The organism is Bacillus sp. M5A3_1b, assembly GCF_053345335.1.
This window is the reverse complement of the sequence record NZ_JBKEZY010000001.1, coordinates 679,253-691,108: the sequence shown is the minus strand read 5'-3', so window position 1 is coordinate 691,108 and position 11,856 is coordinate 679,253. Positions and strand designations below refer to the sequence as shown.

The 11,856-nt window shown below is 37.2% G+C and carries 9 protein-coding genes and 1 other annotated feature; all 9 genes read left to right on the top strand.

The genetic code is table 11. The features are described 5' to 3' along the window. The first annotated feature begins 53 nt into the window (after positions 1–53). The 9 genes from ACLBWW_RS03650 to hisS all read left to right on the top strand — a co-directional run bounded on the left by ACLBWW_RS03650 (position 54) and on the right by hisS (position 11,847). Complete coding sequence (locus tag ACLBWW_RS03650) at positions 54–338, top strand: post-transcriptional regulator (RefSeq protein ID WP_048541411.1); 285 nt, start codon at positions 54–56, stop codon at positions 336–338. Between the two features lie 270 nt (positions 339–608). After that, positions 609–2,873, top strand: coding sequence for a protein translocase subunit SecDF (secDF, locus tag ACLBWW_RS03645; protein ID WP_048541412.1), 2,265 nt, complete (start codon positions 609–611; stop codon positions 2,871–2,873). 156 nt (positions 2,874–3,029) lie between these two features. Then, positions 3,030–3,923, top strand: a complete 894-nt coding sequence (locus tag ACLBWW_RS03640) for a cation diffusion facilitator family transporter (protein WP_048541414.1) — start codon at positions 3,030–3,032, stop codon at positions 3,921–3,923. 101 nt (positions 3,924–4,024) lie between these two features. After that, positions 4,025–6,364, top strand: a complete 2,340-nt coding sequence (recJ, locus tag ACLBWW_RS03635) for a single-stranded-DNA-specific exonuclease RecJ (protein ID WP_048541416.1) — start codon at positions 4,025–4,027, stop codon at positions 6,362–6,364. A 47-nt stretch (positions 6,365–6,411) separates the two neighbouring features. After that, entirely contained in the window at positions 6,412–6,924 is a 513-nt protein-coding gene (locus ACLBWW_RS03630) for an adenine phosphoribosyltransferase (RefSeq protein ID WP_000346221.1), read from the top strand. Between the two features lie 210 nt (positions 6,925–7,134). Further along, positions 7,135–9,318: a GTP diphosphokinase gene (gene relA / locus ACLBWW_RS03625; protein ID WP_001262796.1), complete on the top strand. Its 2,184-nt coding sequence runs from the start codon at positions 7,135–7,137 to the stop codon at positions 9,316–9,318. Positions 9,319–9,335: 17 nt separating this feature from the next. Next, the gene (locus ACLBWW_RS03620; protein ID WP_048541418.1) at positions 9,336–9,776 is read left to right on the top strand and encodes a D-tyrosyl-tRNA(Tyr) deacylase; all 441 of its coding nucleotides are present in this window, start codon (positions 9,336–9,338) and stop codon (positions 9,774–9,776) included. Positions 9,777–10,044: 268 nt separating this feature from the next. Next, a complete protein-coding gene (locus ACLBWW_RS03615; protein WP_001242605.1) occupies positions 10,045–10,221 on the top strand; it encodes a hypothetical protein in 177 nt (58 codons plus the stop codon). A 54-nt stretch (positions 10,222–10,275) separates the two neighbouring features. Next, positions 10,276–10,506, top strand: a binding site (T-box leader). A gap of 69 nt (positions 10,507–10,575) precedes the next feature. Continuing rightward, positions 10,576–11,847, top strand: a complete 1,272-nt coding sequence (hisS, locus tag ACLBWW_RS03610) for a histidine--tRNA ligase (RefSeq protein ID WP_048541569.1) — start codon at positions 10,576–10,578, stop codon at positions 11,845–11,847. Positions 11,848–11,856: the final 9 nt, after the last annotated feature.

Sequence of the window (11,856 nt, the reverse complement as noted above, 5' to 3'; positions counted from 1 at the left end):
GAGCGGGATTAAAAGCGACTTTTCGTGCTGAAATAAGAAGGAGATGTTTATGTATGTTAGAAAAAGAGGCTTTGGTAGAATCATACCGCGGACAGTTACAAGTCGTTTTAGAAAGCAAAGTAGAAGAGTTTCACATGTTCGGTTATGACCGAGTAACAGATGATGATATTTGGAAGTTTCTTAAAGTGAAGAAGTGGAAAAAAATAAACAGTGATGTTAGATTATATGAATTAGTAAATGATGTATTAAGAGTAAGTACTAATGAATATATGAATTATTTAACTGTTGAAGCATATCAAGCGCCACTTTGGTCATTTGATGAATATGAAAATAAATAACCGACTGCAATTGGTTTGTTCTTCCTTTTGCAGTATAATGATAGGTATTGATAATGAGGAAATAATTATGTCTAAGATTATATATAAAGGGGGTAGTGAAGAGAAAAAATAAATAATGAAAGTGTAGGTATTGTGAAAAACTTACCGACACAGCTAGTGAGGAACTAGCAAAATTATAGAAAGGAAGTCTACTAACTAGGCGTATGCACACGTGTAAAAGTGAATCGTAAGAGATTTATTTAAAATGTTAGTAGCAGAAAGAGGGTACATATGGCAAAGCGTGGTACGAGAATTGCCGCCTTTTTCCTCATCGTTTTATTAATCGGTGGAGTAATTGGTGCGGCAGGAAAAGACATAGCAAAAGGAATTAGTCTAGGACTAGACCTTCGCGGTGGTTTTGAAATTCTGTATGAAGTAAAACCAGCCAAAAAAGGTGATAAAATTGACCGAGAGGCACTTGTAAGTACAGTAGGTGCTCTTGAAAACCGTGTCAATGCACTCGGTGTAAGTGAGCCGAACATTCAAATTGAAGGGCAAGATCGAATTCGCGTACAGCTTGCTGGTGTACAAGATCAGCAAAAGGCACGTGAAATGTTATCAACACAAGCAAAATTAACATTCCGTGATGTAGATGACAATCTTCTTATGGATGGGGCGGATTTAAAAGGCGGCGGAGCGAAGCAAACATTTGATGATAAAGGTCGTCCAAGTGTTGGACTTACGTTAAAAAGCGCTGAAAAATTCCGTGGAGTAACAGAAAAGATTTCAAAAATGCCACCACCAACGAATTTAATGGTAATTTGGCTTGATTTTGAAGAAGGAAAAGATTCGTATAAAGCAGAATCAGCAAAACCGAATCCGAAGTTTTTATCAGCAGCAACAGTAGAACAAGTATTTAACCAAGCTGAAGTATCTATCGTAGGTGGAAACTTCACAGTTGAAAGTGCGAAAGAACTTTCATCTTTATTAAATGCAGGTGCACTTCCTGTTGATTTAAAAGAAATGTATTCAACATCTGTTGGAGCAAAATTTGGTCAACAAGCGTTAGAGCAAACGATTTTCGCTAGTGCGATTGGTATCGCTCTTATTTTCTTATTTATGCTTGTATTCTACCGTTTACCAGGACTTGTAGCGGTTATTATGTTAGGTTTATACATTTTCGTTACATTACTTGTCTTTAACTGGATGCATGCAGTTCTTACGTTGCCAGGTATTGCGGCGTTAGTGCTCGGGGTGGGTATCGCCGTTGATGCGAATATTATTACGTACGAGAGACTGAAAGAAGAGCTGAAAATTGGTAAGTCAATGATGTCAGCATTCCGTGCTGGTAACCATCGTTCATTAGCAACAATTTTAGATGCAAACGTTACGACTCTTGCAGCAGCTGGTGTATTATTCGTTTATGGTAATAGTTCTGTAAAAGGGTTCGCAACAAGTTTAATCGTAAGTATTTTAGTCGGTTTTATTACGAACGTATTCGGTACGCGTTTCTTACTAGGTTTACTTGTAAAGAGCCGTTACTTCGATAAAAAACCAGGATACTTTGGTGTTAAGGAAAAGGATATTATTCCATTAACAAAAGGTGTAGTACATCCACCGACAAGATTTGATCGTATTAACTTCGTAAATATCGGTCATAAATTCCTTGTTTTCTCGATTGTAGTTGTAATTGCAGGTGCAATTATACTACCAATTTTCAAATTGAATCTTGGTATTGACTTTGCGAGTGGTACACGTATCGACTTGCAATCAAAACAAACAGTTACTGTGTCTGATGTTCATAAAGATTTTAAAGAATTGAAAATTGATGTGAAGGAAGAAAATATTGTACCGACTGGAGATGACAATAAAGGATTCGCAGTTCGTACATTAGGTGTTCTATCAAAAGATGAAATTGCGAAAACAAAAACATTCTTCCATGATAAATACGGTACAGATCCAAACGTAAGTACAGTTTCACCGACAATCGGTAAAGAGATTGCACGAAATGCATTTATCGCAGTATTAATTGCTTCTGCGGTTATCATTTTATACGTAAGTATTCGATTCCGATTTACGTACGCATTATCTGCAGTACTTGCATTATTACATGATGCGTTCGTTATGATTGTTATATTTAGTATTTTCCAATTAGAGGTAGACTTAACGTTTATCGCTGCGGTATTAACAATCATCGGTTATTCTATTAATGACTCGATTGTTACATTTGATAGAAACCGTGAATTATACAAACAGAAAAAACGAGTTCGCGATATAAAAGACTTAGAAGAAATCGTAAATGCAAGTATTCGCCAAACGCTTGGTCGTTCAATTAACACCGTATTAACAGTGTTATTCCCAGTAATTGCGTTACTTATCTTCGGTAGTGAGTCATTACGTAACTTCTCGTTTGCGTTACTTGTTGGATTAGTTGTAGGTACGTACTCTTCTGTTTTCGTTGCTTCTCAAATTTGGTTAATGCTTGAAAACCGTCGTTTGAAAAAGGGAAAAAATAAGAAAAAGGTTGAGAAAGTAGAATCTGAACCGCAAGTATGAAAAAGATGATGTCTCTTTATGAGGCATCTCTTTTTTCGTTTGTGGATACAATAAGATAGCAACTTTTTAACAGAAGGGATATGGGAAAAACTGGTGTTTTTATCACTGTTTTTGTTACAATAAAAAGATAGGTTAAGAAAAGAAGGGATTTTAATTATGGAAAAAGATGAACGTTTTAAACAGGCCGAGTTTGGTGCTATTGTCGGGATCGTTGGTAATATTATATTAGCGATTGTAAAGGCGGTAATTGGTTATATTGGGAACAGTAAAGCGCTATTAGCGGATGCCGTGCATTCTGCATCAGATGTAATTGGTTCACTAGCTGTATTGTTTGGATTGCGAGCAGCGAAGCAACCGCCCGATGAAGATCACCCGTACGGTCATGGTAAAGCGGAATCGATTTCAGCGATTATTGTTGCAGTATTATTATTTATTGTGGGAATCGAGATAGCGATTTCGTCTATAAAAGCTTTTTCGCAGGAACTAGAACCACCGAAGGGAATTACGATTTTTGCTGTTGTTCTTTCAATTATCGTGAAAGAAGGAATGTTTCAATATAAATTCCGATTAGGGAAGAGGGTAAATAGTGATGCAATTATTGCAAATGCATATGAACATCGTTCGGATGTATTTTCTTCAATTGCAGCTTTAATCGGTATTTGTGCAGCGATTATTGGTGGTAAGCTCGGGTTAGATTGGCTTGTATATGCCGATCCAATTGCAGGATTATTTGTTTCACTTCTTGTTGCAAAAATGGCATGGAGTATTGGGGCAGAAGCAATTCATGCAACGCTTGATCATGTTCTTCATGAGGAAGATGTTGTTCCGCTTAGAGAAGCAGTACTTCAAATAGACGGTGTGAAAAAAATCGGTTCTTTATATGCAAGGGAGCATGGCCATTACGTTATTGTCGATATTAAAGTTTCTGTAGATCCATACATTACTGTAGAAGAAGGGCACCGCATTGGAAAGCATGTGAAAGAAACGCTTATGGAACAAGATAACGTACAAAATGTGTTTGTACATATAAATCCGTATTCTCCAAATTAAACATTATTAACATTTTAGTATATAGATATTGCAGCGTAGTTTGCATTATATTGTCACCCCTTAATCTGTCTTGTATAATGAACAGGTTAAGGGGTGATTTCGTGTTACAACCGAAGACGCGTTGGAAAGAAAAAGAATATAATGACGAGCGAGTGAGTGAATTAGCAAGTAAATTAAAATTATCACCACTTGTCGTTTCGTTATTCCTCGGTAGAGGACTAGATACAGAAGATAAGATTTTAGATTTTTTAAATACAGAAAATCAAGAATTTCATGATCCATTTTTATTAGAAGGAATGGATAGAACGGTAGAACGTGTCAAAAAGGCGATTCAAAATGGAGAGCAAATATTAATATTTGGTGACTACGATGCGGACGGAGTAAGTAGTACGACTGTGTTATATCTTGCTTTGCAAGAATTAGGTGCAAATGTAGAATTTTATATCCCAAACCGTTTCACAGAAGGTTATGGACCAAACGAAGAAGCATTTCGTTGGGCGCATAGCGCAGGATTCTCACTAATTATTACTGTCGATACTGGTATCGCAGCAGTACATGAAGCGAAGGTAGCGAAGGAGCTTGGAATAGATCTTATTATTACAGATCACCATGAGCCACCACCAGAATTGCCAGAAGCACTTGCGATTATTCATCCGAAATTAGATGGCGGTGTATATCCGTTTCACTATTTAGCTGGTGTAGGTGTTGCATTTAAAGTTGCACATGCACTACTAGGTCGTGTACCAGAACATTTATTAGAAATTGCAGTAATTGGTACAGTAGCCGATTTAGTGTCACTTCATGGTGAGAATAGATTGCTAGTGAAGCGCGGTTTAAAACATATGCGCATGACGAAAAATATCGGACTAAAGGCGCTATTTAAAGTTGCTAACGTTTCGCAAAGTGAAATTACAGAAGAGAGCATTGGATTCTCACTCGCACCACGTATTAATGCAGTTGGCCGTTTAGAAGATGCTACGCCGGCTGTACATCTTTTATTATCAGATGATCCAGAAGAAGCGAAAGAGCTAGCTGAAGAAATTGATGAGCTGAACAAACTGCGAAAAGATATTGTAAAGCAAATTACAGAAGAAGCTATCGCTGAAGTGGAAAATAATTTCCCGCCAGAAGACAATAAAGTACTAGTACTGGCAAAAGAAGGCTGGAATCCAGGTGTAATTGGAATTGTCGCATCTAAATTAGTGGAACGTTTTTATCGTCCAACGATTGTATTATGCATTGATCCTGTAAAAGAAACAGCAAAAGGTTCAGCACGTAGTATTGCAGGATTTGATTTGTTTGCAAACTTGTCAGATTGTAGAGAGTTATTGCCACACTTCGGAGGGCATCCGATGGCAGCGGGAATGACGCTACATATGAATGATGTAGATGAATTGCGCCGCCGCTTAAATGAACAAGCAGAGGTAATTTTAACAGAAGAAGATTTTATTCCAATTACAGCTGTTGATGTCTTTTGTAAAGTGGAGGATGTAACACTGGCAGCAATTGAAGACATGCAAAAGTTAGCGCCATTTGGTGTTGGGAATCCAAAACCGCGTATTGCAGTGAAGGATGCAGAGTTAGAAAGTATTCGTGCAATCGGATCAGATGGCTCTCATTTGAAAATGGCTCTTCGCGATGGACAAGCGACACTGGATACAATCGGATTTGGATTTGGTGCGTATGCGAAAGAAATTTCTCCAGTTGCAAAGGTATCTGTAATAGGAGAAGCATCTATCAATGAATGGAATAATTTTAAGAAGCCGCAATTAATGGTACAAGATATTGCTGTAGAGGCATGGCAATTATTTGATTGGCGTAGTATGCGTAACGTAGAAGCGAATGTATCAGAACTTCCGAAAGAAAAAATAACGATGGTGTATTTTTCTGAAGAGGTATTGAATAAATTTTCTTTAGAAGACTATAAAGAGCATATGATGCATGCATCAGAAGTGACTCATTTAGACGATCAATACATCGTGTTACTTGATTTGCCAAAAGGAACAGATGAATTACGAGATTTATTTAAAGTGGGGTTCCCGTCGCGAATTTATACGCTATTTTATCAAGAGAATAATCATTTATTTAGTACTGTTCCAACGAGGGAACATTTTAAATGGTACTATTCTTTCTTGAGCCAAAAAGCACCATTTTCTTTAAGACAATATGGAGAACAACTATGTCGACATAAAGGTTGGTCAAAAGATACAGTAAATTTCATGACACAGGTGTTTTTTGAGTTAGAATTTGTTACAATAAAAGATGGCGTCATTTTTATGGCAGACAAAAAACAAAAGCGTGATTTAATTGAATCGAACACATATCGTGAGAAAATGAACCACTTACAATTAGAAAAAGAATTGGTTTATAGCACATATCAGCAACTATATACATGGTTTGAAACGATTCGTAATCATAAAGAAGTAGAACAGTTAGGGTAAAGGATTTGTATTTACAAACCTTTTAGATCTGAGGAGGATTCAGAAATATGGATTTCAAGCAACATATCGCAATTGTACCGGATTATCCAAAAGAAGGTATTGTATTTAAAGACATTACACCGTTAATGAACGACGGTAAAGCATACAAAGCAGCAACAGATGCAATCGTTGAGTATGCAAAGAAAAGAGACATTGACGTTGTAGTAGGGCCAGAAGCACGTGGCTTTATTATCGGTTGCCCAGTTTCTTATGCGTTAGAAGTAGGTTTTGCACCAGTTCGTAAATTAGGGAAATTACCACGTGAAGTAATTACAGTTGACTACGGTAAAGAATATGGTAAAGATGTTTTAACAATCCATAAAGATGCAATTAAGCCAGGTCAACGCGTATTGATTACAGATGATCTATTAGCTACAGGTGGAACAATTGAAGCGACAATTAAGCTAGTTGAAGAACTTGGCGGAGTTGTAGCAGGAATTGCATTCTTAGTAGAGCTTACTTACTTAGATGGTCGTAAAATGTTAGATGGTTACGATGTATTAGTATTAGAAAAATACTAATCACTATATAGGTAAAACTACGGTGATAAAAAGTACCCGTGAATCTCTTGGAGAGGAGCGGGTACTTTTGTATAATTGCACAAAAAAATAAGGTGAAATGTCAGTAAAATCTTTTCCTTTTCACAATTCACAATCATTAGGTTATAATGATAGAATATAATTTATTCTACTTAATTAAGATAAAGTCAATTTTCAATAAAAGGTGATTCGATGGCAAATGAGCAGGTACTAACAGCTGAACAGGTACTCGAGAAAGCAAGTCAATATTTAGCAGATGAAGATATTGAGCTAGTGGCACGTGCCTATGAATATGCACGTGATGCGCATAGCGAACAATACAGAAAATCGGGTGAACCGTACATTATTCATCCAATTCAAGTTGCAGGTATTTTAGTTGATTTACACATGGATCCAGCTACAGTATCAGCAGGTTTCTTACATGATGTAGTGGAAGATACAGAAATTACATTAGAAGATATTGAACGGGAATTTAATAAAGAAATTGCTATGCTTGTCGATGGTGTAACAAAGCTCGGAAAGATTAAATATAAATCTCATGAGCAACAACAAGCAGAAAACCATCGCAAAATGTTTATTGCAATGGCTCAAGATATTCGAGTTATTTTAATTAAACTAGCTGATCGTCTTCATAACATGCGTACATTGAAACATTTGCCTCAAGAGAAGCAGCGTCGCATTGCAAATGAAACGTTAGAAATCTTTGCACCTTTAGCACATAGACTCGGAATTAGTACTATTAAATGGGAGCTAGAGGATACGTCACTTCGCTATTTAAATCCACAGCAATACTATCGTATCGTAAATTTAATGAAGCGTAAACGTGCAGAGCGTGAAGAATATTTAGACGAAGTAATGACTGGTATTCGTGAGAAATTAAAAGAAGTTGCAATTCAACCTGAGATTTCTGGAAGACCAAAGCATATTTACAGTATTTATCGTAAAATGGCACTGCAAAATAAACAGTTCAATGAAATTTACGATTTATTAGCTGTACGTGTCGTTGTAAATAGTATTAAAGATTGTTATGCAGTACTTGGAATTATTCATACGTGCTGGAAGCCGATGCCAGGTCGTTTTAAAGATTATATTGCGATGCCGAAAGCAAATCTATATCAATCTCTTCATACGACTGTAATTGGGCCGAAAGGTGATCCGCTTGAAGTGCAAATTCGTACGAAAGAAATGCATGAGATTGCAGAATTCGGGATCGCGGCGCACTGGGCGTATAAAGAAGGAAAAACAGCAGAAACAACAGGTACATTAGAGAAGAAACTTACATGGTTCCGTCAAATATTAGAATGGCAAAATGAAGCTTCTAATGCAGAAGAGTTTATGGAGTCATTAAAAATTGATTTATTCTCTGACATGGTATTCGTCTTTACACCGAAAGGCGACGTGATGGAATTGCCACTTGGATCTGTTCCGATTGACTTTTCGTATCGTGTCCATTCGGAGATTGGAAATAAAACAATTGGTGCAAAAGTAAACGGCAAAATGGTGACGCTTGATTATAAATTAAAAACTGGTGACATCATTGAAATTTTAACATCGAAACATTCGTATGGGCCAAGTCAAGACTGGGTGAAACTTGCTCAAACATCTCATGCGAAAAACAAAATACGTCAATTCTTTAAGAAGCAACGTAGAGATGAAAATATTGAAAAAGGCCGTGAACTTGTTGAAAAAGAAGTGCGTAGCCTAGAGTATGAGATGAAAGAAGTGTTAGCTCCTGACAATTTAAAACGTGTTGCCGAGAAGTTCAATTTTGCAAATGAAGAAGATATGTTTGCAGCAGTTGGATATAGCGGGATTACAGCGTCGCAAATTGTTACGCGACTAACGGACAAATTCCGTAAGCAACGTGAAGAAGAAGAAATCGTTGAAGTTAAAGAAGTTCGTAAACCGATGAAAATTCGAAAATGGGATTCTGGCGTTAAAGTAAGTGGTGCGGATAATTTGTTAATTCGTTTATCTAAATGCTGTAACCCGGTTCCAGGTGATGATATCGTTGGGTATATTACGAAAGGCCGAGGTGTATCGATTCACCGCCGTGATTGTGTAAATGTTCATACAGAAGAAGCTATAGAACGTTTATTGGAAGTAGAGTGGGAAGGTAGTCCTGAAAAAGAAATTGAGTATAACGTTGATATTGAAATTTCAGGTTACGATCGCCGTGGCTTATTAAATGAAGTATTACAAGCTGTTACAGAGACGAAAACGTATATTTCGGCAGTTTCTGGTAGAAGTGACCGTAATAAGATGGCGACAATTAATATGTCAATCTCTATTCGTAACTTACAGCACTTGAAAAAAGTAGTAGAACGCATTAAACGTGTTCCAGAAATTTATGCAGTACGACGCATGATGCATTAATAGGGAGTGTAGAAAAGATGAGAGTTGTTTTACAACGATCAAAAGAAGCGTCTGTCACAGTAGACGGTGAGATCGTAGGACAAATTCCGTTCGGTTTAACATTACTAGTTGGCATTACGCATGAAGATACAGAAAAAGATGCAACTTACATTGCAGAAAAAATTGCGAACTTACGTATTTTTGAAGATGAGAATGGAAAGATGAACCATTCTGTACTTGATGTAGAAGGACAAGTTCTATCAATTTCGCAATTCACATTATACGGAGATTGCCGCAAGGGAAGACGTCCCAACTTTATGGATGCTGCCAAACCTGATTATGCAGAGCGTTTATATGATTTCTTTAATGAGGAAGTTCGTAAGCAAGGATTGCATGTAGAAACAGGAAAGTTCGGAGCAATGATGGATGTTTCTTTAATCAATGATGGTCCGGTGACCTTAATTGTGGATAGTAAATAGTATTGCTTAAGAAGAGGGGATTACATAATCCCCTCTTTTTTATACATTGTTGTATGTTTTGTTCATTTATCTCGCTATTTGTGGGAGATCCACTGCCCGTCGAAGCCTGATAAGTGAGGGCTAATAATGAGTGGCAATGGACAAAACCCTTATTCATTAAAGTTTCACTTTATTTGGAATCAATAGCTGTTTCAGTTATGTATAACTCTTTCATCAATATGGAACAATAAAAAGTAAAACATCTATATTGAATGTGAGGGATATACGTATGCGTATGAATGAAAAAGGGCATTCTGTTACAAATGGTGCAAATCAACTGTTTAACGTAAATTTTCATGATTTTATTTCAAAAGAGCAAAACAATACTTCAATGGAACTTGCTTCTGAGTTTGGGATTTCTCTTCAAGATGTAAAGCGTCTAAAGAAGCAGATTGAACGCTCTTAGAGTACTTGACAATCCTACTCAACAAACGTATAGTAATTTTATATTTACATATGAATATAACCGTTGATAGAGAAGAGTAAATGAGACACACATGGAAAGAGAAGAAATGTCTTAGGCTGAAAACATTTCTGCATGATGACTGATTGAATGACACTCTAGAGGTTTCAACTTGAACGGCATATATGCTTAGTAGGGATGAACGCACATTTAAGCGTTATTAAAAAAGTGGAAGCATACGTGCTTCAATTAGGGTGGCACCACGGGTATAATACTCTCGTCCCTACTGTTCAAACAGTAGAGGCGGGAGTTTTTTTATTTTTATTAAGATTAAAACAATTTGAGGAGGAACTGAATATGTCTATTCAAATCCCACGCGGAACGCAAGATATTCTTCCAGGTAGCGTTGAGTTATGGCAGTATATCGAAGGGCAAGCACGCGAAATTTGCCGTCGTTACAACTATAAAGAAATTCGTACACCAATTTTTGAACACACTGAGCTATTTTTACGTGGTGTTGGTGATACGACAGATATCGTACAAAAAGAAATGTACTCATTCCAAGATCGTGGAGAGCGCAGTTTAACATTACGTCCAGAAGGTACTGCACCTGTTGTACGTTCTTACGTTGAAAACAAAATGTTCGGTGATGCAACACAACCAACGAAATTATACTATATTGGTCAAATGTTCCGTTACGAAAGACCACAAGCAGGTCGCTATCGTCAATTCGTACAATTCGGTATTGAAGCAATCGGTAGTAACGATCCTGCGATTGATGCAGAAGTAATTGCACTTGCTGTAGAGTTTTACCGCGGCATGGGCTTAAAAAATATTAAAGTTGTATTAAACAGTTTAGGTGATGCGGCGAGCCGTCAAGCGCACCGCGATGCGTTAATCGCACACTTTGAGCCACGTATCGGCGAGTTCTGTTCTGACTGTCAATCTCGTCTAGAAAAGAACCCTCTTCGTATTTTAGATTGTAAGAAGGACCGTAACCATGAATTAATGGGAACAGCACCATCTATTACAGAATACTTAAACGAAGATTCAGCAGTATACTACGACAAAGTTCAAGGACTATTAACGATGATGGATGTTCCGTTTGAAAAAGATCCGAACTTAGTACGTGGTTTAGACTACTATCAACACACTGTTTTTGAAATTATGAGTGAGGCAGAAGGTTTCGGTGCTATCACTACATTAAGCGGTGGTGGCCGTTACAACGGACTTGTACAAGAAATCGGTGGACCAGAAATGCCAGGTATCGGTTTTGCGATGAGTATCGAACGTTTAATTATGGCGCTAAAAGCTGAAAACATCGAATTACCAATTGAACATAGTATTGATTGTTATGTTGTAGCGCTTGGTGAAAAAGCGAAAGACCATGCTGCGAAAGTTGCGTTTGATCTTCGTAAAGCTGGATTATCAGTTGAAAAAGATTATTTAGACCGTAAAATGAAAGCACAATTTAAATCAGCAGATCGTCTAAAGGCGAAATTTGTAGCTGTATTAGGGGAAGATGAGCTAGATAAAGGCATCATTAACTTAAAAGATATGGCAACAGGCGAACAAGAAGAAGTAGCATTAGATGTATTTGCTTCATACGTAGCAGAGAAATTAATATAGGGGGAACTT